This window comes from Mesorhizobium sp. B2-9-1 (assembly GCF_006439455.1).
In the GTDB taxonomy this organism is placed as follows: Bacteria; Pseudomonadota; Alphaproteobacteria; order Rhizobiales; family Rhizobiaceae; genus Mesorhizobium.
Genome location: NZ_VFTP01000002.1, coordinates 606981 through 633333, shown reverse-complemented (window position 1 = coordinate 633333; position 26353 = coordinate 606981). Strand labels below are relative to the sequence as shown.

Here is a 26353-nt window from a genome sequence, read left to right as displayed (position 1 = left end):
GCAACGCTCAAGGGAGGATATTCGATGAGCTTTTTGAAGAAACTGCTGGTTACGGCGGCCTTTTCCGCCGCCATGTTCGTGAATGCCGCCTACGCCGAGAACGTCAAGATCGCGCTGGTGGTGAAGTCGCTCGGCAACGGCTTCTTCGACGCCGCCAACAAGGGCGCCGAGGAAGCGGCCAAGGAACTGGGCGATGTCGATGTCATCTATATCGGCCCGACCAAGGCTACCGCCGAAGCCCAGATCGAGGTGATCAATTCGCTGATCGCGCAGAAGGTCAATGCGATCGCCGTTTCAGCCAATGACGCCGACGCGCTGGTGCCGGTGCTGAAGAAGGCGATGGATCGCGGCATCACCGTGATCTCGTGGGACTCCGGCGTCGCCAAGGAAGGCCGCCAGCTCCACCTCAACCCTTCCGACACCGGCCTGATCGGCGAGACCATCATCAAGCTCGCCGCCGACTACCTGCCGGAAGGCGGCGACGTTGCGATCCTGTCGGCCTCCTCGACGGCGACCAACCAGAACGCCTGGATCGAAGCGGCCAAGAAGGTGCTGCCGGAGAAGTTCCCTAAGATCAAGCTGGTCGCCACCGTCTATGGCGATGACGACTCAGCCAAGAGCACGGATGAAGCCAAGGGCCTCTTGAAGTCCTACCCGAACCTCAAGGCGATCATCGCGCCGACCACGGTGGGTGTCGTCGCCGCCGCACAGGTCGTCACCGACGAGAACCTGATCGGCAAGGTCAACGTCACAGGCCTCGCGCTGCCGTCGGAGTTCAAGAAGTTCATCGACAACGGCGCTTCGCAGGCTGTCGCTCTCTGGAACCCGATCGACCTCGGCTATTCGGCGATCTACCTCGCCCATGACCTGGCGGTGAAGAAGGAAGAAGCCAAGCCCGGCGCAACGCTATCGATCGGCCGCGTCGGCAAGGTGACGCTCGACGACACCAACTCGGCCGCGATGGCTCCGCCTTTCCAGTTCGACAAGAGCAACATCGAGAAGTTCTCCAAGATCTATTGATCCTGGAACCAACGGCGCTGCCCCCTCATCCGGCCGCTTCGCGGCCACCTTCTCCCCGGTGGGGAGAAGAGCCTGGAGCCAAGCTCGGAAATCTCCTCTCCCCTCGGGGAGAGGTCGACCGAGCGAAGCGGAGGTCGGGTGAGGGGGAGTCGACACGGAAAATAAATAACTGGGCTCGATACGATTATGGACACGACGGCCCATGACGGCACGGTAAAGGAGCGGCCCCCAGCCTCGGCGCCCCGCCTGACGCTCTCAGGCATCTCGAAGAGTTTCCCGGGCGTGCGCGCGCTGCACAATGTCAGCCTGTCGCTCTATCCGGGACAGGTGACGGCGCTGATCGGCGAGAACGGCGCCGGCAAGTCGACGCTGGTCAAGATCATGACCGGCATCTACCAGCCCGATTCAGGCGAGATCGGCATCGACGGCCTGGCCACGACGCTGCCCAGCGCGCATGCCGCCTTCGGCCACGGCATCACCGCCATCCACCAGGAGACAGTGCTGTTCGACGATCTTTCGGTCGCCGAAAACATTTTTCTCGGCCATGCGCCGCGCACCCGCTTCGGCACCATCGATTGGCGCACCATGCGCAAGAACGCCCGCGAGGTGCTGGAGACGATGCGCGCCGGCCACATCGATGCCGACACGCGGCTGAAGGACCTCGGCATCGCCAACAAGCATCTGGTGGCGGTTGCCCGCGCCATGTCGATCGACGCGCGCATCGTCATCATGGACGAGCCGACAGCGGCACTTTCGATGAAGGAGATCGAGGAGCTTTTCCTGCTGATCGAATTCCTGAAGAGCGAAGGCAAGGCGGTGCTCTTCATCAGCCACAAGTTCGACGAGATCTACCGCATCGCCGACCGCTACACGGTCTTTCGCGACGGCGAGATGGTGGGCGAAGGCCTGCTGAAAGACACCGGCCAGAACGAGATCGTGCGCATGATGGTCGGCCGCAACGTCGACCACATCTTCCCGCAGCGCGAGCCGAAGATCGGCGCGCCGGTGCTGTCCATCTCCGGCCTGTCGCACCCGACCGAGTTCGACGACATCGGCTTCGAATTGCGCAAGGGCGAGATTCTCGGCTTCTACGGGCTGGTCGGCGCCGGGCGCAGCGAGGTGATGCAGGCGATCGCCGGCATCACCCGCACCAGCCGAGGCACCATCTCACTCGACGGCAAGACGATCGCGCCGAAATCGGCGGCGGACTCGATCGAGGCCGGCATCGTCTATGTGCCGGAAGAGCGCGGCAAGCAGGGCGTGGTGATCGGCCTGCCGATCTTCCAGAATGTTTCTCTCCCTTCGCTTGCGCGCACCTCGAAATCCGGCGTGCTGAGGCTGGCGGAAGAGTTCTCGCTCGCCCGCTCCTACACCGAGCGGCTTGACCTGCGCGCCTCATCGCTCAGCCAGGACGTCGGCACACTTTCCGGCGGCAACCAGCAGAAAGTGGTCATCGCCAAATGGCTGGCCACAGCGCCCAAGGTGATCATTCTCGACGAGCCGACCAAGGGCATCGATATCGGCTCCAAGGCCGCCGTGCACGGCTTCATGGCCGAATTGGTCGCGCAAGGCCTTTCGGTGATCATGGTCTCCTCGGAACTGCCCGAAATCCTCGGCATGTCCGACCGCGTCGTGGTCATGCGCGAGGGCCGCATCGCGGCGACCTACGACAACAAAGGGCTGGACGCCGAGACGCTGGTTCGGACGGCAGCGGGGATCGCATGAAGAGCTTTCTCAAATATCGCGAGATCTGGCTGCTTGCCGGCATCGTCGTGCTGATCGGCCTGATCTCGACGCGCTTCCCCGGCTTCGCCGACCCCGCCAATCTGCGCCAGGTGTTCAATGACACGTCGATCCTGATGATCCTGGCGCTGGGCCAGATGGTGGTGATCCTGACGCGCTCGATCGACCTGTCGATGGCGTCCAACCTCTGCTTCACCGGCATGGTGGTGGCGATGCTCAATGCCGCGCATCCGGCGATCCCGATCCCGGTGCTGATCGTGATCGCTCTTGCCATCGGACTGGCGCTTGGCGCGATCAACGGCTTCCTGGTGTGGCGGCTGAACATTCCGTCGATCGTGGTGACGCTGGGCACGCTGACGATCTATCGAGGCGCCACCTTCGTCGTCTCGGGCGGCGCCTGGGTCAATGCCGACCAGATGAGCCCGGACTTCATCAATTTCCAGCGCGCCGCTTTCCTCGGCCTGCCAGTTCTGTCCTGGATAGCGATCATCGTGATCGCGCTGTTCTTCATGGTCATGACGCGCACGCAGATCGGCCGCTCGGTCCACGCCATCGGCGTCAATCCGACCGCCTCGGTCTATGCCGGCATCGATGTCGGCCGCACCAAATTCATCGTCTTTTGCATTTCCGGCATGATCGGCGGGCTCGCAGGCTATCTGTGGATCTCGCGCTACGTCATCGCCTCGGTCGAGGTCGCCAACGGCTATGAGCTCAACATCATCGCCGCCTGCGTGATCGGCGGCATCTCGATCGCCGGCGGCATCGGCTCGGTCGGCGGCGCGGTGCTGGGCGCGCTGTTCCTCGGCATCATCTCCAACGCGCTGCCGGTCATCAACATCTCGCCCTTCTGGCAGATGGCGATATCGGGCAGCGCCATCATCCTGGCTGTCGTGCTCAACGCGCGCGGAGAGCGCCGGCAAGGCCGCATCATCCTGAGAAAGGCGGAAGCGGCATGACCGACACCCCTGCCCCGCGCCGTATCCCCGACCGGTTGGACAAGCCGCTGTCGTCGGCGATCTTCTCCTGGGAGGCGCTGCTCGTCATCATCGCGATCCTTATCTTCGCGGTGAACAGCTTCGCCTCGCCCTATTTTCTCGATCCATGGTCGCTGTCGGACCTGACCTTCAACTTCACCGAAAAGGGCCTGATCGCTTTAGCCATGGCGCTGCTGATCATCTCGGGCGAGATCGACCTGTCGGTCGCAGCGATCGTGGCTTTAGCCTCGACGATGATGGGCATGGCGGTGCAGGCCGGCGCGGGAACACCGGTGCTGGTGGCAATCGGCGTCGTCGTGGGACTGGGCTGCGGCGCCTTCAACGGACTGCTGGTCACCCGGCTTGGCCTGCCTTCCATCGTCGTCACCATCGGCACGATGAGCCTGTTTCGCGGCATCGCCTTCATCATCCTCGGCGACCAGGCCTACAAGGGCTATCCGGAGAGCTTCGCCTTCTTCGGCCAGGGCTATGTCTGGTGGGTCTTCTCGTTCGAGCTGGCGCTGTTCCTCGTCGCGGCTTTGATCTACTGGTTCGTGCTGCACCGCACGAGCTTCGGCCGCCGTGTCTTCGCCATCGGCAACAACCCTGTCGCCTGCCAGTTCTCCGGCGTGCGCGTTGCCCGGATCAAGTTCATCCTGTTCTGCCTGACCGGGCTGATGTCGGGCATCGCCTCGGTGCTGATCACCTCGCGGCTCGGCTCGACGCGGCCGTCGATCGCGCAGGGCTATGAGCTTGAAGCCATCACCATGGTCGTGCTTGGAGGTGTGTCGATCCTCGGCGGCGCCGGCAGCATACTTGGCGTCGTGCTCGCCGCCTTCATCATGGGGCTGGTGACGTTCGGCCTCGGACTGCTCAACGTGCCCGGCATCGTCATGTCGATCTTCATCGGCCTGCTGCTGATCATCGTCATTGCGCTGCCGATCGTCTGGCGGCGGCTGCGCGAGGGGCGCTTCGCCTGATGGAGAAATACGCCTTCAAGATGAAACTCAATCCCGGCATGAAGGCCGAGTACAAGCGCCGGCATGACGAGATCTGGCCCGAGCTGGTCGCGCTGCTGAGAGAGGCCGGCGTCTCCGACTATTCGATCCATCTCGACGAGGGGACCAACATCCTGTTCGGCGTGCTGTGGCGCCGCGACGACCACGGCATGGCCGATCTTCCGAAGCACCCGGTGATGCAGCGCTGGTGGGCGCATATGGCCGACGTCATGGAGACCAAACCCGACAACGAGCCGGTGGCGGCGCCGCTGGAAACCGTGTTCCATATGGCATGATCGTCGCCGTCATCGATATCGGCAAGACCAACGCCAAGGTGGCGCTGGTCGATCTCGCGACGCTGAGCGAGATCGCGTTGCGCCGCTTCGCCAACGCGCCAGTGCGGCAGGCGCCCTACCCGCATCACGATGTCGAGGCGCTGTGGACGTTCATCCTGAACAGCCTCGCCGATCTCAACTGCGAACGGCGGATCGATGCGATCTCGATCACCACGCATGGCGCGACCGGCGCGCTGGTCGACCGCTCAGGCGAACTGGTGCTGCCTGTGCTCGATTACGAATTCGACGGTCCCGACCAGCTTGCGGCCGACTATGACGCCGTGCGCCCGCCTTTCGGCGAAACCGGCACGCCGCGGTTGCCCATCGGCCTCAATCTCGGCGCGCAGTTCTTCTGGCAGCAGAAACGCTTCCCGGCCGACTTCGCTATGGCCGCCGCGATGCTGATGTATCCGCAATATTGGGCGCTGCGGCTGACCGGCATCGCCGCCAATGAGGTGAGCTCGCTCGGCTGCCACACCGATCTCTGGAATCCCTGGACGTCCGATTACTCGTCGCTGGTCGACAGGATGGACTGGCGCCGGCTGATGGCGCCGGTGCGACCGGCAAAGGATCGGCTTGGCCCGATCCTTCCGGAGTTGGCGCGGCGGACAGGGCTCGACCCGCAGACGCCCGTGTTCTGCGGACTGCACGATTCCAACGCCTCGCTGCTGCCGCACCTTTTGTCCGACACACCGCCCTTCTCCGTCGTCTCGACCGGCACATGGGTGGTGTCCATGGCGGTCGGCGGCAGGAAGGTGGAGCTCGATCCCGCGCGCGACACGCTGGTCAATATCAACGCGCTCGGCGATCCGGTGCCGTCGGCGCGCTTCATGGGCGGACGCGAGTTCTCGCTGCTGACCGAGGGCCAAAACCAAGAGTGGAGCGAAGACGATGTTGCCGCCGTTCTGGCGCGGCGGGGTTTGCTGCTGCCTTCCACCCAACAGGGCTCCGGGCCATTCCCGCATCGCGGCGCACAGTGGGTGAATGCTGGCGACCTAACCTCCGGCCAGCGCTTCGCCGCCATCTCGTTTTATCTGGCGCTGACGACCGCGACCTGCCTGGAATTGATCGGCGGCGAGGGACCGACGACTGTCGAGGGACCCTTCGCGCAGAACCCGCTTTTCATCCGCATGCTGGCGGCAGCGACAGGCAGGCCGGTCGCTGCCTCGGAGACTTCGACCGGCACCAGCATCGGCGCCGCGCTGTTGGCGTCGGATGGCGCCACCGTCATGGGCAAGGGTGAGCGCACAGAACCACCGACCGATCAGTCTTGGGGCGAATATGCTCGGGCTTGGCGCCGCTCTGCTTGACGGATCAGAGCCGCCCCTCGGCGTTTCAAAATGGAGGCCGGCGTCGCGGCCGGCTCTCTTCTCCCCGTTCAACGGGGAGAAGGTGCCGGCAGGCGGATGAGGGGCAGCGCCGACCTCGGCAATTAGACCTCTCAGCGCGCTGTACCGTACAGCAATCCTTTGGGATCGATCTGCGGCCTTCTGCCGGCGACGACGTCGGCCAGGAACTGTCCCGAGCCGCAGGCCATGGTCCAGCCGACATGGCCGTGGCCGGTGTCGAGATAGAGATTGCGGTATTTCGCCCGGCCGATCACCGGCACCGAATTCGGCATCATCGGCCGCAGGCCGGCCCAGAGCACGGCCTTCTTCTCGTCGAACGCGCCGGGAAAAAGGTCCTTGCCGGTTTCCAGGATGGTCCTGAAATCACCCGGCTTGAAGCTACGGTCGAAGCCGGTGAACTCGGCGGTCGAGGACATGCGCAGGCGATTGCCGAGCCTGGAATAGCCTATCAGCCGGTCCTCGTCGGCGCCGCCCATGGTCGGCCCCTTGCTTTCGTCTTCCAAGGGGATCGTCGCTGTATAGCCCTTCACCGGATAGACCGGCAGGTCGATGCCGTAGCGGCGGCCGAGCAGGCCGCTTTCCGGCCCCATGGAGATGACGACGGCATCGCCGGTGACCGGTCCTGCCGAGGTCATCACCGCGCGCACCCGGTCGCCCTCGATGTCCAGGCCCTCGACCGTCGTGCCGAACAGGAATTTCACGCCGAGCTTCTCGGCTGCATAGGCGGCGAGCCGGTCGGTGAACTGCTTGGAATCGCCGGTCTGGTCGATCGGCGAATAGATGCCGCCGGCGATCTTTTCCTTCACGCCGGCAAGGCCAGGTTCCAGCTCGACCAGACGCTCGCGGCCGACGATCTCGATCGGCAGGCCGTGCTCGCCGAGATAGCGATAATTGTCGGTGCCGGTGTCAAAACTCTTTTGCGAGCGGAAGAAATAGAGAATGCCCTTCTTGCGTTCGTCGTAACGGATGCCGGCTTCCTCCGACAGTTGATTGATGCAGTCGCGGGAATGGAGCGCGAGCCTCAACTTGACATCGGTGTTGGCGCGCAGCCGCGTCACCGTGCATTCGCGCAGGAAGCGCAGGCTCCAGGCATAGAAATAGGGATCGAGGCGCAACCTGACCTTGATGCCGAGATCGTGGTTCCAGAGCGCGCGCAGGAAGGTCTTCAGCGCGGCGGGCGAAGCCCAGGCGGTGGCGTCGCCCGGCGACACCAGGCCGGCATTGGACTGGCTGGTGCCACGCGCCGCCGCTTCATGGCGCTCGATCACCGTCACCTGGTGACCGTCCTTAGCCAGATAATAGGCGGCCGCCGTGCCAACCACGCCGGCGCCGAGAACCAAGACCTTCATGCCGTTCCCTCAAGGATCATGGGGCGGCGCGCCCCCGCGCACCGCTGCATGAGGCTCAATACCGCGTCTATAGGCGCCCCGCGAGCCCTTGGCCCAACAGCTTAGGTTCGAACGGAGTTCTTGGTCGTCAGGATCCGTTCCCAGGCCAGCGCGTCGTTGACGATCAGGTCGAGATCGTCGCGCTGCGGCGTCCAGCCGAGTTCCTTGCGGGCAAGCTCGGAATTGGCGACCACGGCTGCGGCGTCGCCCGGCCGGCGGTCCCCCATGCGCACGTCGAAGTCATGGCCGAAGGCGCGGCGCACGCTGTCGATCACCTCCAGCACCGAATAGCCGTGGCTGTAGCCGCAATTGGCGACGAGACTGCCGCCGCCATCCCGCAGCCGCTGCAGCGCCAGCCGATGCGCGGCGGCGAGATCGCTGACATGGATATAGTCGCGCATGCAGGTGCCGTCCGGCGTCGCATAATCGGTGCCGAAGACCTGCATGAACGGGCGCTTGCCGAGCGCGGTCTCGCAGGCGACCTTGATCAGATGCGTGGCACCGGGCGTCGATTGTCCCGTGCGGCCCTTTGGATCGGCGCCGGCGACATTGAAATAGCGCAGCGCCGTATAGCGGATGTCGTACGCCAGCGCCGCGTCGCGCAGCATCCATTCGCTCATCAGCTTGGAAAGGCCATATGGCGATTCGGGCGCGAGCCGCGCATCCTCACGCACCGGCTCCAGCCCGGCGCCGCCATAGACGGCGGCGGTGGAGGAGAAAATGAAATGCGGCACGCCCTCGCGCACGGCCGTCTCGATCAGCGTGCGGGTCTTGCAGGTGTTGTTTTCGTAATAGCCAAGTGGGTCGGCGACCGATTCCGGCACCACGATCGAGCCGGCAAAGTGGATGATGGCGTCGACCTTGTTGTCGCGAATGATCCGGCCGACCAGATCACGATCGGCGACATCGCCGACGGTGAGCTTTGCTTCTGGGGCGACCGCCCATTCGAAGCCGGTGGAAAGCCGGTCGAGCACCACGACGCTCTCGCCGGCGTCCAGCAGTTCCCAGACCATGTGGCTGCCGATATAACCGGCACCGCCCGTCACCAAAACCGTCATCATCTACCTCGCTGATCAAGATTTATCGGAAACTGTCTCAACAGCCACCGCGCTGGAAAACCCGCCGCAAGCCCACTAGCCTCCCTATGTTAAGTCCGTAACAGTTCGTCGCGCCCGAGGCATCGTACTGAAACCAAGTTGCTTCAAACAGCCAGGAATAGGCCACGATCCGGCATCGTTAGGAACAGGGCACGGGCGTGGCATTTTGACCGGTTGGGCGCGGTGGACGCGGCATGGGGCAGTGATTATGATCCGGCCCAAAATTGGGAAGTCGACATGAACTATCAGCGGTTCTTCGAGGATGCGATCGACCAGCTCCACGCCGAGCGTCGCTACCGCGTTTTCGCCGACCTGGAACGCATCGTGGGCAAGTTCCCGCGCGCCATCTGGCGTTCCAACGGCCGCGCCCAGGAAATCACCGTATGGTGCTCCAACGACTATCTCGGCATGGGCCAGAACGAGCACGTGATTGCCGCCTTCCAGAACGCGGCCGGCAAGATGGGCTCGGGCGCCGGCGGCACCCGCAACATTTCCGGCACCTCCAACCCGCTGGTCGAGCTCGAGCAGGAACTCGCCGACCTGCATGACAAGGAGGCGGCGCTGGTCTTCACCTCCGGCTTCGTCTCCAACGAGGCCTCGATCTCGACCATCGCCAGGCTTCTGCCCAACTGCCTGATCATCTCGGACGAGCTCAACCATGCCTCGATGATCGAGGGCGTGCGCCGCTCGGGCGCGGAAAAGAAGATTTTTCGCCACAACGACGTGGCGCATCTGGAGAGCCTGCTGCAGGCCGCGGGGCGCGAACGCGCCAAGCTGATCGTCTTCGAAAGCGTCTATTCGATGGACGGCGACATCGCGCCGATCAGAGAGATCGTGGAGCTCGCCGAGCGCTACAATGCCATGACCTATATCGACGAGGTCCATGCGGTCGGCATGTACGGGCCGCGCGGCGGCGGCATCACCGAGCGCGAAGGCCTGGCCGACCGCATCGACATCATCGAGGGCACGCTGGCCAAGGCCTTCGGCACGCTTGGCGGCTACATTGCCGGCACCAGCGCCGTCATCGACGCGGTGCGCTCCTATGCGCCGGGCTTCATCTTCACCACCGCGCTGCCGCCGGCGATCGCGGCGGCCGCCACCACCTCGATCCGGCATCTGAAGCGCTCGCAGGCCGAGCGCGATGCGCAGCAGCGCCAGGCGGCGCGCACCAAGCAGGTGCTTGCCGCGGCCGGGCTGCCGGTGATGGTATCGGCCACCCATATCGTGCCGGTGCTGGTCGGCGACCCCGAGCTTTGCAAGATGGCCAGCGACCGGCTGCTTGGCGTGCACGGCATCTACATCCAGCCGATCAACTATCCGACGGTGCCGCGCGGCACCGAGCGGCTGCGCATCACGCCCACACCCTTCCATTCGGATGCGCTGATCGCCCAATTGCAGGATGCGCTGGTCGAGACCTGGGATGCGCTGGGCATTCCCTATGCCGGCTCCGGCCGTCCCGCCGTTGCCAAGAGTGACCGGATCATTCCGCTGCTGGTGCCGAAGTCAGGCGGCTGAAGCCGCCTTTCTCACACCGTCTTCATCCACCTCGCCAGGCGATGCGCCGCTTCCTCGAGCTGATCGAGGCGGCGGTGGAAGCATAGTCTGAGAAAAGCCTCGCCGCCGGGGCCGAAGGCGGTGCCAGGCGCCAGGCCGACATTGGCATTGTCGACGATGTCGAAGGCGGCGGCTCGGGAATCGGTGATCCCGTCGACCCTGAAGAACAGATAGAACGCGCCCTGCGGCACGGTGAAACGCGCCTTGCCGGTCGCGCCGAGTATGGCGCGGACGAGGTCGCGAGCGGCGCGTGCACGCTCCACTTGTTCGGTGATGAAGCCGTCGCCCTCGTCGAGGGCAGCAACCGCGCCGCGCTGCATGAACTGGGCGACGCCGGAGGTCGAGTACTGGATCAGATTTTCGAACACCTGCTGCAAGGCTGGATGGGTCTTGATCCAGCCGACACGCCAGCCGGTCATCGCCCAGTTCTTGGAGAAACTGTTGACGAACAGGATACGGTCGTCGGGCGTGGCGACGTCGAGGAAGGACGGCGCGCGGCCATGGCCGTAGTGGAACAGCGAATAGATCTCGTCGGCGATGATCCACAGACCCTTTTGGCGGACGAGATCGAGGATCGCCTGCAGCGTCTGCCTGTCGGCGGTCCAGCCGGTCGGGTTGGACGGCGTGTTGATGAACAACAGCTTCGTGCGCGGCGTGATCGCGGAGGCGATCTTTTCGACATCGCAGGACCAGCCATTGCCGGACTGGTCGAGGGTGACCGGCACCGGAACGGCGCCCGCCACGCCGGCGGCCGCGGCGAAATTCGGCCAGGCCGGCGAGAGATAGATCACTTCATCGCCGCTGCCGGCGATAGCATCGATGGCCAATTGGATGGCGTGCATGCCGGATCCGGTGACGATAAACTCTTCCTCGGCGAAGGTCTTGGCAAAATGCCTGGCGTAGTAGCGGGCGAGCGCCTGCCTGAGCGCGGGAATGCCCTTCTGCCAGGTGTAGAACGTCTCGCCATCGGCCAGCCCCTTGGCGGCGGCATCGCTGATGAAGGAAGGCGTCGGCAGATCGCCCTCGCCGGCCCAGAGCGGGATCAGCCCTTCGCGCAGGCGGCCATGATTGACGACAGCGACGATGCCGCTTTCGGGCGCCGCACGGGCTTCGGCGCGCAAGGTCTCGATCAGGGTCATGCAAGAATCCGTCCGGTTTTTCGCGACTGCTAGCCTCTTTTACGACAGCCGCAAACAGAAAACCCCGGCCGCAAGCGGCCGGGGTTTTGGTCCAGGGCGCCCGTTGAGGAGTTACCTTTTCGCCAGCAGGTCGCGGATTTCGGTCAGCAACTGCACGTCGGCGGGCGGCGGTGCCGCGGCAGCAGCCGGCTTCTCGCGCTCCAGCCGCCTGCGCAGATTGTTCACCGCCTTGACCATCAGGAAGATGATGAAGGCAAGAATCAGGAAGTTCAGCACGACCGTGATGAAGCTGCCATAGGCGAAGACGGCGCCTTCTTTCTTGGCATCGGCCAGCGTGGCCGAATGGACGTTCGATGACAACCCGAAGAAGTAGTTGTTGAAGTCCAGCCCGCCGAAAATCGCGCCGATGATCGGCATGATGATGTCGTTGACGAGCGAGTCGACGATCTTGCCGAAGGCGGCGCCGATGATGACGCCGACGGCCAAGTCCATCACATTGCCCTTGGAAATGAATTCCTGGAATTCTTTCAGCATTCGGCCCTCCTTGCCATGACCGGCCGTGCTGCCGCCCCGGCTCTCCGGCACCGATCCGAAGCCACAATAACAAAAACCCCCGGTTGAAAAACCGGAAAAAGCGCGAAGACACCGGTTTGTGCTTACCTGCCTCGCCAGCCGCATATGCGCCAAAAGCCGCGATGGACTTGGGCTCCAAGCTGTGGTTGCGTCTTAACGACCGGATGAGGAAACCGGCCAGGGAGGAAGTGCGGACCGTGCAAGGCTGGTTCGTCGTCATCATCGCGATCGCCTATGTGACGCTGCTTTTCGCCATCGCCAGCGTCGGCGACCGGCGCTCGGTGGCAGCCGGGCTCGGACGGGCACGGCCTTTCATCTACGCGCTCAGCCTCGCCATCTACTGCACTTCCTGGACTTTCTTCGGCTCGGTCGGCCTGTCCTCCGAGCGCGGCCTCGAATTCCTCGGCATCTATACCGGTCCGGTGCTGGTCTTCGTGTTCGGCTTCCCGCTGCTCAACCGCATGATCAGGCTGGCAAAAAGCGAGAAGATCACCTCGATCGCCGACTTCCTCGGCGCCCGCTACGGCAAGAGCTTCACCGTCGCGGCGATCGCGACGTTGATCGCGACCATCGGCGCGGTGCCCTATATCGCGCTGCAGCTCAAGGCGATCTCGGGTTCCGTCAGCCTGATGGTCGAGCACTATACCGGCTCGCCGCCCTCCTTCGATCCGTTCGTCAGCGATATCTCGCTGGTGGTGGCGATGTTGCTGGCGCTGTTCGCGGTGCTGTTCGGCACCCGCCATGCCGACGCCACGGAACACCAGGACGGGTTGGTTCTGGCGGTGGCGGTCGAGACCGTGGTCAAGCTCGCCGCCTTTCTCGCCATCGGCCTGATGGTGATGTTCCTGATCTTCGGCGGGCCCGGCGACATGTTCGCCAGGCTTGCCGGAAACAGCCAGGTGCGCCAGGCGATGAGCTACAGCACCTCGCTGGCCACCTGGCTGGTGCTGACCGGCTTGAGCGGGTTTGCCGTGCTGATGCTGCCGCGGCAGTTTTACGTCACCATCGTCGAGAACCGCAGCGAGGCGGAGCTGCGCACCGCGACCTGGGTGTTCCCGCTCTACCTCGTGGCGATCAACCTCTTCGTGCTGCCGATCGCCTTTGCCGGCCTGTCGCTGGTCGGCGACAAGACCAGCAGCGACCTCTATGTCTTGTCGCTGCCGCTGCTCAGCGGGCATGATCTGCTGGCCATGGCCGCCTTCGTCGGCGGCCTGTCGGCGGCGACCGCGATGGTGATCGTCGAGAGCGTCGCGCTGTCGATCATGATCTCCAACGATCTCGTCATCCCGCTGTTCGTGCGCCGCGTGCTCAAGACGAGTTCTTCGGAGAACGAGGACTGGTCGACGCTGATCCTCAATGTGCGCCGCGCCTCGATCTTCATCATGCTGTTCATCGCCTTCCTCTATTATCGCGAGAGCACCAATAGCGCGCGGCTGTCATCGATCGGCCTGATGTCGTTTGCCGCGATTGCCCAATTCGCGCCGGCGCTGGTCGGCGGGCTGATCTGGCGCCGCGCCAACGGCCGGGGCGCAGCCCTCGGCATGGTCGCCGGCATCGCCGTCTGGGGTTACACGCTGCTCCTGCCTTCACTCGGCCCCGAATCCGATATCGTCGTCCGCGGCTTGTTCGGCTTCGAGGCGCTGAGGCCGCAGGCGCTGTTCGGCACCGTCGGCGAGCCGCTGAACCATGGCGTGCTGTGGAGCCTCTCGGTCAATGCGCTGTTTTTCGTTCTCGGCTCCCTCTCCCGAGCGTCCGTGCCGCTGGAGCGCATCCAGGCGGCGATCTTCGTGCCGCGCGAGGCCGGCCCGATGCCTAGCCTGCGCCGCTTCCGCACCGCCGTCACCGTCAACGACCTGAAGGATACGATTTCACGCTATCTCGGCGTCGAGCGCACGGAGCGCTCGTTCCAATCCTTCGAGAGGGACGCGAAAGTCTCCCTGCACGGCACCGAACAGGCCAGCATGGATGTCATCCGCTTCTCTGAGCAATTGCTGGCGAGCGCCGTCGGCTCGTCCTCGGCGCGGCTGATCCTGTCGCTGCTTTTCCGCCGCAACGATCGCGATTCCAAGGATGCCTTCAAGCTGCTCGATGACGCCACCGAGGCGCTGCAGCACAATCGCGACCTTTTGCAGATCGCGCTCGACCAGATGGAGCAAGGTATCACCGTCTTCGATCGCGACTTCCGGCTGATCTGCTGGAACCGGCAATACCGATTGCTGTTCGACCTGCCGGACGAGATGGGCCAGGTCGGCGTCTCGCTCGACCGGATCCTTCGCCATCTCGCCGAGCGCGGCGACATCCCGGCCGACCAGCGCGTGACGATGCTCAACCGGCTGACCAGTTTCGCCGGTCCATGGCAGATGGAGCTGAAGACCAGCGGCCGCATCCTGGAGCTGCGCTCCAACCCGATGCCCGACGGCGGCATCGTCGCCACCTATGCCGACATTTCCGGCCGCGTCGAGCAGGACCTGGCGCTGAAGCGGGCCAATGAATCGCTGGAGCAACGGGTCAAGACCCGCACCATCGAACTCACCCGCGTCAACGAGGAGCTGGCGCAGGCGCAGATGCTTGCCGAGGAAGCCAACCTCGGCAAGACGCGCTTCCTCGCCGCCGCCGGCCATGACATCCTGCAGCCGCTCAACGCCGCCCGCCTCTATTGCTCGTCGTTGATCGAGAAGGCGGGCAAGGGACCGGCCGGGAAGGCCGCCGTCAACATCGAATCCTCGCTGGAATCGGTCGAGACCATCCTCGGCGCGGTGCTCGATATCTCGCGGCTCGATGCCGGCGCGATGAAGCCGGACAACACCGCTTTCAACCTGGGCGGACTGCTCGGTCAGATCGGCAACGATTTTCGCCCGCTTGCCGCTGAAAAGAAGCTCGAACTCACGATTATCCCATCCTCGCTCGGCGTCATGACCGACCGGAACCTGTTGCGCCGGTTGATCCAGAATCTCGTTTCCAACGCCATCAAATACACGCGCCAGGGCCGCATTCTGGTTGGGGTGCGGCGACGCGGCGAGCTGGCGGAGATCCAGGTGATCGACACCGGCATCGGCATTGCCGGCGACAAGCTCAGCACCGTCTTCCACGAGTTCACGCGCCTGGACGAGGGCGCGCGCGAGGCCGAGGGGCTCGGCCTTGGCCTTTCGATCGTCGACCGCATCGCCAGGGTGCTGCGGCTCGAGATCCGCATCTACTCCAACCCCGGCAAGGGCACGCGCTTTTCCGTGATCTTGCCGGTCGCGGCGGTCGCCGCGCCGCCGCGCGAGGCTGGCAAGGCGCCAGCCCGCTCCGCCTCGACGCTTGCCGGGCTCAATGTGCTGTGCATCGACAATGACGCGCGCATCCTCGACGGCATGCGGCTGCTGCTCGAAGGCTGGGGATGCCGCGTCGAGACGGCTTCGGGATCAGGCGATCTCCTGAAGCCCGGCGCGCCGAAGCCGGACCTCGTGCTGGCAGACTATCATCTCGACGGCGGCACCGGGCTCGATGCGGTCGCCACGCTGCGCGCCGCCTACGGGCAGGACCTGCCCTGCGTGCTGGTCACCGCCGACCGTTCCAGCGAGGTGCGCGCGGCTGCCGGCCGGCTCGACATTCCGGTCGTCAACAAGCCGCTGAAGCCGGCCGTGCTGCGCTCGATGATGGCGCGCGTCAGGCCACTGGCGCCGGCCGCCGAATAGAGACAAAGCACTGCTATCAGCCGCGATGCCCGAGGCTTCGGAGATAGGCGCAGAACATGTCGGCGAGCGCATCGGAATAGGCTTCGATCTCATCGGCCGTTCGCTCCCTTTCCGAGAAATCCGCTCCCGCGGCGCTCAGCGTCTTGATGATCAACTTGCCGGCCAGGGCGCGGCCGGTATCCGGCGCGTCAGGAAGCGTCTCGCGCATGAAGGTCTCGACGGTCCGGCTCGCCGCCGCCCTCGCCTCCTCAGCCTCCGGCGCATCCCGATAGAGCGGCGCGGCGTCGTTCAGCGCGCCCCGCACCGCCGCCTCCTCGCATTCGGAGCGGATGAAGGCATGAACCAGCGTCCTTATCCGTTCGATGGGCGATAATTCGGCGTTTTCGAGAATGCCACACAAAAGCTCTGTCGTCTGGCGCCACTCGTCGCTCTGCAGCCTGAACAGCAGCGCCGCCTTGTTCGGGAAATATTGGTAGAGCGAGCCGACGCTGACGCCCGCCCTTTCGGCGACGCGCGTGGTGGTGAAACGCTGGGCGCCTTCAACAGCCAAAACCTGAGTAGCCGCCTGCAGAATCGCCGCGACCAGTTCCGTGGCGCGCGCCTGTTTTGGCTGTTTTCGGGTGGAAATTGAAGGGCTTGGGCGTTGGATCATGGTCGCGCGCCGAAATGCGAATTGGAAACCTGAAGGATTATTCGTATTTTTGAAGCGACACAAGAACCCCGCCGGAGACAGCCATGACCACCTTGACCGCAACCCCTTTGGCACCGCTCCTCGCCCGCCTGTTCAAGGAAGCCGACGCGGCGACCAGCCCGGCGATCGCACGGTACTCGCGCGAGGAACGGACGCGCCTGCTTCACAGCAAGACCGAGTATCGCCAGTTCTACGGCAGCATGAAGGACCTTTGGCTCGCGGTCTCGCCGGAGACGGGCACGCTGCTCTACATGCTGGCGCGCAGCACCGGCGCGCGCATCATCGTCGAATTCGGCACCTCGTTCGGTATCTCGACGCTCTACCTTGCCGCGGCGCTGCGCGACAATGGCGGCGGCCGGCTGATCACGACGGAATTCGAGCCGTCGAAGGTAACCCGGGCCAAGGCCAATCTGACGGAAGGCGGCCTCATCGATCTGGTCGAGATCCGCGAGGGCGACGCGCTGGAAACGCTCGCCACCGACCTGCCCGACCGGATAGACCTCCTGCTGCTCGACGGCGCCAAGGCGCTCTATCCGGAGATATTGAGCCTGGTCGAGAGCCGGCTCAGGCCGGGCGCGCTGGTCATCGCCGACAATGCCGACTTCTCGCCCGACTATCTGGAGCGGGTGCGCGGGCCGGCCGGCGGCTATATGTCGACGCCGTTCGGCGACGACGTGGAGCTGTCGATGCGGCTCAGCTAAGGCCTGCTCGAAACTACCTCATGCTGCTTCTGAGGCAGCCGTAGGCGTTTACGTCAACCAACGCGCAATCCCGGCCTTCTGGCTCCGGCCTTCGGCCTTTGACGCGTAGGTGACTCATGACCCTCCTCACATCGTTCTGGCGCGGGCTGCCGCGCCCGGCCTTGCTCGGCCTTTTCCTGTTCTTCTGTGCCGGTTTCGCCGACGGCGCGCTGGTGCCTTTCTTTCCGCTTTGGGCGAGCCGCGAGGCGAATATTCCGATCGGCGCGATCGGCCTTTTGTTTGCCTGCTATGCCGGCGGCGAATTGATCGCCGCGCCGCTGATCGGCGGCATCGCCGACCGGATCGGCCGGCGGCCGGTGCTGGTCCTGTCGTCGCTCGGCGTCGGCTGCGGCTTCGTCGCGCTGTTCTTCGCCCATGGCGTCGCCGCCACCGCGGCCGTGCTGCTTTTGACAGGCATATGCGAGTCGGTGCTTCACCCGACCATCCTCACGGCAATCGCCGATGTGACGGGGCCTTCGGCGCATCCGCGCTGGTTCGGCATGGCCCGAGTCAGCTCAAGCGCTGGACAGATCCTCGGCCCGGCCTGCGGCGCGCTGCTGGCGCTCGTTTCGCTCGGCAGCGTGTTCCTGGCTGGCGGCGGTATGCTGCTTTTCGGCGGCATCGTCATGCTTGCCGCATTCGCCGAGACGCGCGGCCATGCCGCAGCCGACCATGGGGAAACGGAGGAAGAGGAAGGCCTGTCGGCGCTGCTGCCGGCCTTCCGCGACGGCCGCCTGGCAAAGCTGCTTGCCTGGGTCATGCTGTTCGAGATTTCCGGCAACTGGATCGAAGCGGTCATCCCGCTCTATGCGCAGGATGCCGGCACGCTCACCCCGTCCGGTGTCGGCGCGCTGTTTGCCTATGCGGCCGCTCTGACGGTCGGTTTGCAGATGCTGGTCAGCCGCTTTGCCGAGACGCGATCGGCACTTTGGCTGGCAGCCGGCGCCGGCATCTCGACCATCGCCGCCTTTGCCCTGCTGGCGACCTCGCCGGCGATACTTTCGCTGGTCGCGGCGGTCAGCCTCTGCTCGGTGGGACAGATGCTGGTCGGGCCGCTCGTGCCGACCGCCGTCAACGCGCTCGCACCATCGCCGCGACGCGCTTCCTATATGGCCGCCTCGTCTGTGGCGGTCGACCTCAAGGACTCGCTCGGACCGTCGATCGGCACGGCGCTCTATGCGCTCGCGCCGCGCCTGCCCTGGATCGCCGGCATTCCGCTGGTGGCGATCGCCTCGCTGGGCCTCGGCGCCGCGATCGGGCGGGCGCGAAACTCCGCGGACACCGCCGACGACGATGCGATGCCGGGCTCGGCCGTCGAAAACTATCGCTGAGCCTTCAGCACTGCGGCCAAGACCGCACCGGCCGGCAGCTTCAGATGGAGCTGTCGGCCATTTGCGAATTGCGGAACCGAGGCCTCGCGCCATTGGCCGCTGGACGGTGCTCGCGAAATGCCATGGCAAGGGTGCGCAGCGCCTCGCGCGATTGCGGATCGGAGAGCGTGGAAAGCAGCAGGATTTCGGTCGCCGGCAGCGGCGGCAAGCCGAATTTGCGGCTGACCTCGATCGTGCCCGGCGGGGCGAGCCGACAGGAGAAGACCGCCGTGGCAAGGCCGGCCGAGACGGCTTCCGCAACCGCAAAGGAACCGCAGCCCAGGAAAACCTGCGTCCACGGGATGCCGACCGCGTCGAGCGCACCGGTGACGATGTCGCGGATGCTGCAGGACGGCGAGGAGGCGGCAAGCCGCAGCGGCTCGCCGGCGCGGTAGACGAAATCCGGTGTCGCGTACCAGCCGAATTGCTCCGGCGCCAGCACCTCGCCGTCGCGGCGGTCATCCTCGCGACGCACGATCGCAGCGTCGAGCTCGCCGCGATCGAAGGCGGCCAGCAGGTCGCGCGTATCGTCGAGCCGCACCTCGATGGTCAAAGCCGGATCATGTGCATTGAGTCGCGCCAGCAGGGTCGGCACTTCGGCGCCGCCGACATGGGTGGCGATCCCTAGCCGGAAATGGCGGCGGACGGCGGTGAGGCTGGCGACGGCGCGGTCATGCGCGGCAAGCAGCTCGCGCGCGGGCTCCAGGAACACAGTGCCGCGCGCCGACAGCCGCACCAGCCTCGGCGTTCGCTCGATCAGTTTTTCGCCGATCCGATCCTCCAGCCGCTTCAGCTTGACGCTGATCGCGCCTTGCGTGCTGCCGAGGGCCTCGGCCGCGCGCGTGAAGCTGCGCAAGTCGGCGACGGTGACGAAGGCTTTCACCGCATCTACGTCCAGCGTCATGTCAGCTATCCCATTTTGTTGTCACTGAAATATCCAACCATGTAATTTTAAAATGATCAAGCCTGCGCTAACTTGGGTTGAGCGCGCAGCGGCGAACGGCCATCCGGTTGCGCCCTGCCCAAGAAACTCAAGAGGTTTGACCATGGCACCTGTCCTCACCCGCCGGGGCATCGTCGTTTTGTTTGCCGCATGTCTTGCCTGCCTGATGTTCGGGCTGGAGATATCGAGCGTCCCAACCGTCCTGCCGACGCTGGAACAGGTGCTCGACGCGGACTTCAAACAACTGCAATGGGTGATGAACGCCTATACCATCGCCGTCACCACGGTGCTGATGGCGGTCGGCACTATGGCCGACCGCTATGGACGCAAGCGCGTCTTCCTGGTCTCGATCGCCGCCTTCGGTCTCACCTCGCTGATCTGCGGTCTGGCCGGCAATGTCTCGACGCTGATCGTCGCGCGCTTCCTGCAGGGATTGAGCGGCGGCGCGATGCTGATCTGCCAGCTTGCTGTGCTGTCGCATGAATTCCAGGAAGGCCGAGAGCGCGCCGTGGCCTGGGGCTGGTGGGGCGTCATCTTCGGCATCGGCCTCGGCTTCGGCCCGATCGTCGGTGGCGGCATCGTCGCCGTGTCGAGCTGGCAGTGGGTGTTCCTCATCCACGTGGCGGTCGCGATCGTCGCATTCGCGCTTGCGCTCACCGGCGTCCATGAATCGAAGGACCCGCAAGCAGGCAGGTTGGATCTCGCCGGCATCCTGACCTTGTCGCCTGCCGTCTTCTGCCTCGTCTTCTACATCACGCAAGGACCGGAGCTTGGCTTCGCCAGCCTGGCCGCCCTGGCGATCCTTGGCCTGTCGATCGCAAGCTTCGCGGCGTTCTTTATCGCCGAAAGGATCAGCAAGCGGCCGATGTTCGACTTTTCGGTCTTTTGTATCCGCCCGTTTTCCGGCGCGATCGTCGGCTCGGCGGCAATGAACATCAGCTACTGGCCGTTCATGATCTATCTGCCGATCTGGTTCCATGCCGGATTGGGCCTCGACAGCTTCGCCACCGGCCTTGCCTTGCTCGCCTACACGCTGCCGACGCTGGTGATGCCGCCTTTGGCAGAGCGGCTGTCGCTGCGCTACCGGCCCGGCGTCATCATTCCGGCAGGGCTCGCGATCATCGGCATTGGCTTCCTCCTGATGAGGTGGGGCAGCGCCGCGGCTCACGCCAACTGGCTGACCATGCTGCCCGGCTGCCTGATCGCGGGCACTGGCCTCGGCATCACCAACACGCCGGTGACCAACACCACCACCGGCTCGGTTTCGCGTGATCGCGTCGGGATGGCATCCGGCATAGACATGAGCGCGCGCATGATCTCGCTTGCCGTGAACATCGCCGTGATGGGTTTTATCCTGGCGAGCGGCGCGCTCGCGCATCTCATGGCAGCGCTGCCCGATCTCGATAACGCAAGGCTCTATTTATTCGCCGAGGCGATCGCGGCCGGCAATCCAGTGCCGGGATTGCCGGACAAGGTCGCGCATGACGCGCTGGCGCACGGCTTTGGCTGGGTGATGCTCTATGGCGGTATCGGCGTCTGGGTCATGGCGGCAATCGGCTTTGCCATCTTCAAGGCACGACCGGCGCGGCAGGAGGCGGTTCAGCGCCCGGACTGAACCGGATGCTGGTCAGCCGACCGGCTGCAGCGGGTCGCCGCCGATCTTCGACAGCTGGATGACCGCCTGGGTGCGGCTGTCGACGCCGAGCTTCTGCAGGATGGCCGAGACATGCGCCTTGATGGTGGCCTCGGAGACGCCGAGCTCATAGGCGATCTGCTTGTTGAGCAGGCCCTCCGCCAGCATGCCGAGCACCCGCGTCTGCTGCGGCGTCAGCGCCTGCAGGCGCTTGATCAGGTCGGAGATTTCAGGGTCGCGCTCGACGCCCAGCTCAATGCCGGCCGGCGCGGCAATGTCGCCGGCAAGCACCGCCTGCACGGCGCCGCGGATCTCGTCCATGCTGGCTGATTTGGAAATGAAGCCGGAAGCGCCGAGATCGAGCGCGCGGCGGATGGTGACGGGATCGTCATGCGCCGATACCACCACCAGCGGCACCGCCGGATGGATGCCGCGCAGCGAGATCAGGCCGGAGAGGCCGCTGGCGCCCGGCATCGACAGGTCGAGCAGCACCATATCGATATCTTCGTTGGCAAGCACCAGCGCTTTGGCGCTTTCGAAATCGCCGGCCTCGTGGATGGCGGCAACATCGCCGATGCCGGCAAGCGCCTCCTTCAGCGCGCCGCGAAAAAGCGGATGGTCGTCGGCAATGACGAAAGTGTGGCCCGACGGCAAATATTCCTCCCCCGATCCCATCATCATTGTGTGCTTCTTGCGGGGACCGGAATGATTATGCGGCGACGCGGCGCGTTTTCAAGCGACAAAGGCCGCGCGTGGGGTTTTCCCCAGGGCGGCTCTGCAATCAGGTCTTCTGCTGGTTCAGCTTGCCGTCGCCGTCTTCCTTGTCCAGGTCCTTGACGATGTCCTTGAAGGTCCGGAAGAAGCGCTCCATGTAGCCCATTGTCTTGTTGAAATCCTCTTCGCTGGGCAGTTGCGATTCCAGCCGGGCGGACAACGAATTCTCGAGCTTGGCGACACGCGCGTCGAGCGCCTTGACCGAATTGTCCAGCCGGTCGATCTCGTCCTGGTAGGCGGCCCGCTCGTCGGCGGCCATCTTGCAGACGAGCTGGCCCGAGCGCTCCTCGCAGACAGACATGGCGCCGGTCCTTGTGTCCATGCGGACATAGCCGTTGGCCGATTTCTCCAAACGGTAGTGGTCGGTTTCCTCGGAATAGGCGGATGCGGCAACCAGCGAGCAAAGCGCCGCGGGGATCACGATGTGCTGCAGACGCATGTTGTTCCTCCATGAGCCAGTGAAGGCGGGCTATCACAGGTTTGCGCCGGAAATGGGGAAGAGTCGAGCTTCGAGCCTTCCCCGCACCTTCGGTTCGGACTATAGCGCGACAATGTCTCAGATTATCTACAAGATCGCGCCCGAGGCGCTGTGGCGCGAAGCCGAGAAGAACGGGCGCTTCACCGGTGCGCCGATCGACATCGCCGACGGCTTCATCCATCTCTCCACCGCCGGCCAGGTTCGCGAGACGGCGGCCAAGCATTTCGCCGGGCAGACGGACCTGCTGCTGATCGCGATCGACGCGGCAAGGCTGGGTGATGCGCTGAAATACGAGGTCTCGCGCGGTGGCGCCCTGTTCCCGCATCTCTATGCCGAGCTCGACCTCGATGCGGTTCTCTGGGTAAAGCCGTTGCCGCTCGGCGCGGGCGGCCACAAGTTCCCGGCGCTGGAGGGCGAATGAGCGTGCTCGACCGGATCGGCCAGAAGCTGCTTTTCTCCTTCGATCCGGAAACCGCGCATGGCCTGTCGATCGCGGCGCTGCGCTGCGGGCTGCCGGTCGGCGCGACGGCGCCGCGGCGCCCGACGCATGACGCACGGCTGAAGGTTAGCCTTTGCGGCCTCGACTTCCCCAACCCGCTCGGCATGGCCGCCGGCTACGACAAGAACGCCGAAGTGCCGGACGCGCTGCTTGGGCTTGGCTTCGGCTTTGCCGAGGTCGGCACCATCACGCCGCTGCCGCAAGCCGGCAATCCGAAGCCGCGCATCTTCCGGCTGACCGCGGACGAGGCGGTGATCAACCGGCTGGGCTTCAACAATGAAGGCCACGCGGCCGCCGAAAAGCGTCTTGCCGCGCGCAAGGGCCGGCCGGGCATCGTCGGCGTCAACATCGGCGCCAACAAGGACAGCACCGATCGCATCGCCGACTATGAGCGCGGCGTCGCCCGCTTCGCGCCCCATGCGAGTTATCTGACGGTCAACATCTCCTCGCCCAACACGCCGGGCCTGCGCAACATGCAAGCGCGCGAGCAGCTCGGCGAGCTGTTGTCACGTGTGATGGAAGCGCGTGCCGCCGCCCCCGCGCAGCCGCCGATTTTCCTCAAGATCGCGCCGGACCTCGTCGAGGCGGAACTGGAAGACATCGCCGCCGAAGTCGTCGAGAAGAAGATCGACGGCGTCATCGTCTCCAACACGACGCTGGCGCGGCCAGGATTGCGAAGCGGCGGCGTGGCGAATGAAACCGGCGGTCTTTCAGGGAAACCGCTGTTCGAGCGTTCGACCGCGGTTCTGGCCCGGATGCGCAAATTGCTCGGGCCCAACATGGCCCTTATCGGCGTGGGCGGCGTCGACTCCACCGAAACGGCGCTGGAGAAGATCCGCGCCGGCGCGGATCTCGTCCAGCTCTACACCGGCATGATCTATGCCGGGCCGGCACTGCCGGGGCGCATCATTGCCGGCATGGCGCGGTTCGTGGAACGCGAGCGGCTTGGCTCGATCAGCGACCTGCGCGACTCGGCTTGCGAGCGCTGGGGTTCAAAACCGATCAGCTGAACGCCGTTCGCATTCTCAGCCGCAGGACCGTCAGCAAGCTCAGCCCCCTCACCAGCAGGAAAACATGCAGCGATGCCCACAGGCCGCTGTTGCCGAAGGCCGGCGCCAGAGTGATGAGCGCAGCGCTGAAGGCGAGGAACGACAACAGCATCATGTTGCGCATGTCGCGCGACCAGGTGGCGCCGATGAAGACGCCGTCCATCTGGAAGGCCAGCACGCCGCTCAGCGCCGTGAAGGCCGCCCAGGGAAGATAGGTGTCGGCGACCGCGCGAACATCCATCGAGGTCGTCACCAGCGCCACCAGACTGGCGCCGGCGGTCAGCAGGATGAGCGTGGCGATACCGGCGAGGCCAAAGCCCCAGATCAGCGTCAGCCGTACCGCCTGCCGGAATGGGGCAGGCGCATGCGCGCCGATGGCGCGGCCGGCGAGCTGCTCGGCGGCGGTGGCGAAACCGTCGAGGAAATAGCCGGCGATGAGGAAGAAGTTCATCAGCACGGCGTTGGCGGCGAGCGTCACCGTGCCGAACTGTGCGCCCTGCCTGGTGAACAGCGCGAAGGCGGCAAGCAGCGAGAAGGAGCGGATCATGATGTCGCGGTTGAGCGACAGCATGCGCCGGTAGGCCGGCAGGTCGAGGATGCGGCGGCGCGACGGCCGTTCCAGCTTGCGAAAGCGGGCGAGCACGATGGCAAGGCCGAGCAGCATGGCCAGGAACTCGCCGGTGACCGTCGCCCAGGCGACGCCGGCAACGCCCCAGCCGAGCTCGAGGCCGAGCAGGAAGCAGAGCGCGATGTTGATGCCGTTGAGCACCGCCTGCAGCATCAGCCCGAGACCGCCTTCGCCTCGCCCCAGCACGTAGCCCAGTATGGCGTAGTTGATCAGCGAGAAGGGCGCTGCCAGCAGCCTGATGCGGATATACACCGACATCGCTTCGCTGACACGCGGCTCGGCGCCCATGAACCATTGGCCGGCGACGGCAAAGAGCGGCGCAAGGGCGGCAAGGATGACGCCCGCGACGACCGCGATCAGCACGGCGCGCCACAGCACCGCCTGCTCCTCCAGCGCATCGCCGCGCCCGAAGGCCTGGGCGACGAGGCCGGTGGTGCCCGAACGCAGGAAGTTGAAGGTGGTGAAGACGACGTCGAACACCAGCGAGCCCGCCGCGAGGCCGCCGAGCAGGGCAGCATCGCCGAACTGGCCGACCACCGCGGTATCGACGATGCCGAGCAGCGGCGTCGTCAGATAGGCAAGCGTCATCGGCACCGCGATCGCCAGCACTGAGCGGTTGGTGACGACGAAAGACCTGGCGTTGGCTTGAGTCGCGTCCAAGGGAATTGCTGCCTGTCCGATTGCGGCTTGATCGAGGACCCGATGTGCCCCAGTTTGCCGGCATCACGCAACCATATCCGCCGGACTGCCAACCGAATTGCAAACCTGGCGCAGCCCCCAATTCATGCCGCTGCAGATCGTCCATCACCCCGACTATGACGCAGGCTTCGCCGTCAACCATCGCTTTCCGATGAGCAAATATCCGCTGCTGATGGAGGCCTTGCGCTTACGCGGTCTAGCCGTGCCCGGCGCGCTTTCGCTGCCGGAACCGCCACCGGCTGCACTGCTGAAGCTGGCGCACGCCGCCGACTATGTCGACCAGGCGATCGCCTGCCAGGTGCCGGCGAAAATAGAGCGCGAGATCGGCTTTCCGATCGGCCCGCGCGTGTCATTGCGGGCGCAGCTCGCCACCGCGGGTACGGTGCTGGCCGCCAGGCTGGCGCTGAAATACGGCATTGCCTGCAACGCCGCCGGCGGCAGCCATCATGCCAGGCGCGCGCACGGCGCCGGCTTCTGCACCTTCAACGATGTCGCCGTCGCCTCGCTGGCGCTGCTGGCGGAAGGCGTCGTCGAAAACGTCCTGGTCGTCGATCTCGACGTGCATCAGGGCGACGGCACGGCCGACATTCTCAAGGATGAGCCTCGCGCCTTCACCTTTTCCATGCATGGCGAGCGCAACTACCCGGCGCGCAAGATCGCGTCCGACCTCGACGTGGCCTTGCCGGACGGCACCGGCGACGGCGCCTATCTCGAACGACTCGCCGCCATCCTGCCGGTCCTATCCGGGCAGAGGCATTGGGACATCGTCTTCTACAATGCGGGCGTGGATGTCCATGCGCAGGACAGGCTCGGCCGGCTGGCGCTCACCGACGACGGTCTCGGCGCCCGCGAGGACATGGTTATCGGCCATTTCCGCAGACAGGGCGCGCCGCTGTGCGGCGTCATCGGCGGCGGCTACTCGACCGACGTGCCGGCGCTGGCCGCGCGCCACGCCATCCTGTTCGAGGTGGCGTCGCGATATGCGTGAGGCCGCGCTGG

Annotated in this window: 23 protein-coding genes; 14 read left to right on the top strand and 9 right to left on the bottom strand. The window is 65.1% G+C overall.

Annotation, left to right across the window (positions count from 1 at the left end; translation table 11 throughout):
• Positions 1-24: 24 nt before the first annotated feature.
• From rhaS to FJW05_RS07190, 6 genes are all read left to right on the top strand, one after another.
• A complete protein-coding gene (gene rhaS, locus FJW05_RS07215; RefSeq protein ID WP_140629635.1) occupies positions 25-1020 on the top strand; it encodes a rhamnose ABC transporter substrate-binding protein in 996 nt (331 codons plus the stop codon).
• 186 nt (positions 1021-1206) lie between these two features.
• Positions 1207-2745, top strand: a complete 1539-nt coding sequence (locus FJW05_RS07210; RefSeq protein WP_140629632.1) for a sugar ABC transporter ATP-binding protein — start codon at positions 1207-1209, stop codon at positions 2743-2745.
• Positions 2742-3719 carry an ABC transporter permease gene (locus FJW05_RS07205; protein ID WP_140629630.1) on the top strand — a complete coding sequence of 326 codons (978 nt, stop codon included), beginning with the start codon at positions 2742-2744 and terminating at the stop codon, positions 3717-3719. Before FJW05_RS07210 ends, FJW05_RS07205 begins: the two co-directional genes overlap by 4 nt.
• A complete protein-coding gene (locus tag FJW05_RS07200; RefSeq protein WP_140629627.1) occupies positions 3716-4717 on the top strand; it encodes an ABC transporter permease in 1002 nt (333 codons plus the stop codon). Before FJW05_RS07205 ends, FJW05_RS07200 begins: the two co-directional genes overlap by 4 nt.
• Entirely contained in the window at positions 4717-5031 is a 315-nt protein-coding gene (rhaM, locus tag FJW05_RS07195; protein WP_181164863.1) for an L-rhamnose mutarotase, read from the top strand. The genes FJW05_RS07200 and rhaM overlap by 1 nt, the downstream gene beginning before the upstream one ends.
• A complete protein-coding gene (locus FJW05_RS07190) occupies positions 5028-6380 on the top strand; it encodes an FGGY-family carbohydrate kinase (protein ID WP_140629621.1) in 1353 nt (450 codons plus the stop codon). Before rhaM ends, FJW05_RS07190 begins: the two co-directional genes overlap by 4 nt.
• A gap of 131 nt (positions 6381-6511) precedes the next feature.
• Here the strand turns inward: FJW05_RS07190 and FJW05_RS07185 are convergent, their stop codons facing one another.
• Both FJW05_RS07185 and galE read right to left on the bottom strand, forming a co-directional pair.
• Positions 6512-7768, bottom strand: coding sequence for a D-amino acid dehydrogenase (locus tag FJW05_RS07185; protein ID WP_140629619.1), 1257 nt, complete (start codon positions 7766-7768; stop codon positions 6512-6514).
• Positions 7769-7869: 101 nt separating this feature from the next.
• Positions 7870-8865 carry a UDP-glucose 4-epimerase GalE gene (gene galE / locus FJW05_RS07180; RefSeq protein ID WP_140629774.1) on the bottom strand — a complete coding sequence of 332 codons (996 nt, stop codon included), beginning with the start codon at positions 8863-8865 and terminating at the stop codon, positions 7870-7872.
• Between the two features lie 276 nt (positions 8866-9141).
• Between galE and hemA the strand changes: the two genes are divergently transcribed.
• Positions 9142-10419 carry a 5-aminolevulinate synthase gene (gene hemA / locus FJW05_RS07175; RefSeq protein ID WP_140629617.1) on the top strand — a complete coding sequence of 426 codons (1278 nt, stop codon included), beginning with the start codon at positions 9142-9144 and terminating at the stop codon, positions 10417-10419.
• An 11-nt stretch (positions 10420-10430) separates the two neighbouring features.
• Here hemA and FJW05_RS07170 read toward each other — a convergent pair whose 3' ends face one another.
• Positions 10431-11597 carry a pyridoxal phosphate-dependent aminotransferase gene (locus FJW05_RS07170; protein WP_140629614.1) on the bottom strand — a complete coding sequence of 389 codons (1167 nt, stop codon included), beginning with the start codon at positions 11595-11597 and terminating at the stop codon, positions 10431-10433.
• 111 nt (positions 11598-11708) lie between these two features.
• Positions 11709-12131: a large conductance mechanosensitive channel protein MscL gene (gene mscL / locus FJW05_RS07165; protein WP_095766185.1), complete on the bottom strand. Its 423-nt coding sequence runs from the start codon at positions 12129-12131 to the stop codon at positions 11709-11711.
• Between the two features lie 236 nt (positions 12132-12367).
• Here mscL and FJW05_RS07160 point away from each other — a divergent pair, with 236 nt between their 5' ends.
• On the top strand, positions 12368-15850 hold the full coding sequence (locus tag FJW05_RS07160; RefSeq protein ID WP_181164862.1) for a PAS-domain containing protein: 3483 nt from the start codon (positions 12368-12370) through the stop codon (positions 15848-15850).
• A gap of 16 nt (positions 15851-15866) precedes the next feature.
• Here the strand turns inward: FJW05_RS07160 and FJW05_RS07155 are convergent, their stop codons facing one another.
• Positions 15867-16502: a TetR family transcriptional regulator gene (locus tag FJW05_RS07155; RefSeq protein WP_140629610.1), complete on the bottom strand. Its 636-nt coding sequence runs from the start codon at positions 16500-16502 to the stop codon at positions 15867-15869.
• Positions 16503-16585: 83 nt separating this feature from the next.
• Here FJW05_RS07155 and FJW05_RS07150 point away from each other — a divergent pair, with 83 nt between their 5' ends.
• The gene (locus tag FJW05_RS07150) at positions 16586-17242 is read left to right on the top strand and encodes an O-methyltransferase (RefSeq protein WP_140629607.1); all 657 of its coding nucleotides are present in this window, start codon (positions 16586-16588) and stop codon (positions 17240-17242) included.
• 116 nt (positions 17243-17358) lie between these two features.
• On the top strand, positions 17359-18612 hold the full coding sequence (locus FJW05_RS07145; RefSeq protein WP_140629605.1) for an MFS transporter: 1254 nt from the start codon (positions 17359-17361) through the stop codon (positions 18610-18612).
• Positions 18613-18652: 40 nt separating this feature from the next.
• Here FJW05_RS07145 and FJW05_RS07140 read toward each other — a convergent pair whose 3' ends face one another.
• Entirely contained in the window at positions 18653-19555 is a 903-nt protein-coding gene (locus FJW05_RS07140) for a LysR substrate-binding domain-containing protein (RefSeq protein ID WP_140542076.1), read from the bottom strand.
• Positions 19556-19697: 142 nt separating this feature from the next.
• Here FJW05_RS07140 and FJW05_RS07135 point away from each other — a divergent pair, with 142 nt between their 5' ends.
• Positions 19698-21209, top strand: a complete 1512-nt coding sequence (locus FJW05_RS07135; RefSeq protein ID WP_140629602.1) for an MFS transporter — start codon at positions 19698-19700, stop codon at positions 21207-21209.
• A gap of 12 nt (positions 21210-21221) precedes the next feature.
• Here the strand turns inward: FJW05_RS07135 and FJW05_RS07130 are convergent, their stop codons facing one another.
• Positions 21222-21881 carry a response regulator transcription factor gene (locus FJW05_RS07130; RefSeq protein ID WP_095766186.1) on the bottom strand — a complete coding sequence of 220 codons (660 nt, stop codon included), beginning with the start codon at positions 21879-21881 and terminating at the stop codon, positions 21222-21224.
• A gap of 127 nt (positions 21882-22008) precedes the next feature.
• Entirely contained in the window at positions 22009-22440 is a 432-nt protein-coding gene (locus tag FJW05_RS07125; RefSeq protein ID WP_095765880.1) for a hypothetical protein, read from the bottom strand.
• A 112-nt stretch (positions 22441-22552) separates the two neighbouring features.
• Between FJW05_RS07125 and FJW05_RS07120 the strand changes: the two genes are divergently transcribed.
• Both FJW05_RS07120 and FJW05_RS07115 read left to right on the top strand, forming a co-directional pair.
• Positions 22553-22900, top strand: a complete 348-nt coding sequence (locus FJW05_RS07120; RefSeq protein ID WP_181164861.1) for a DUF952 domain-containing protein — start codon at positions 22553-22555, stop codon at positions 22898-22900.
• Positions 22897-23988 (top strand): quinone-dependent dihydroorotate dehydrogenase, encoded by a 1092-nt coding sequence (locus FJW05_RS07115; RefSeq protein WP_140629597.1) that lies wholly within the window; start codon positions 22897-22899, stop codon positions 23986-23988. Before FJW05_RS07120 ends, FJW05_RS07115 begins: the two co-directional genes overlap by 4 nt.
• Here FJW05_RS07115 and FJW05_RS07110 read toward each other — a convergent pair.
• A complete protein-coding gene (locus FJW05_RS07110) occupies positions 23981-25321 on the bottom strand; it encodes an MATE family efflux transporter (protein WP_181164875.1) in 1341 nt (446 codons plus the stop codon). The genes FJW05_RS07115 and FJW05_RS07110 overlap by 8 nt on opposite strands.
• Positions 25322-25439: 118 nt before the next feature.
• On the opposite strand from FJW05_RS07110, the gene FJW05_RS07105 reads away from it, so the two are divergent.
• Entirely contained in the window at positions 25440-26342 is a 903-nt protein-coding gene (locus FJW05_RS07105) for a histone deacetylase (RefSeq protein WP_140629592.1), read from the top strand.
• Positions 26343-26353 lie beyond the last annotated feature (11 nt).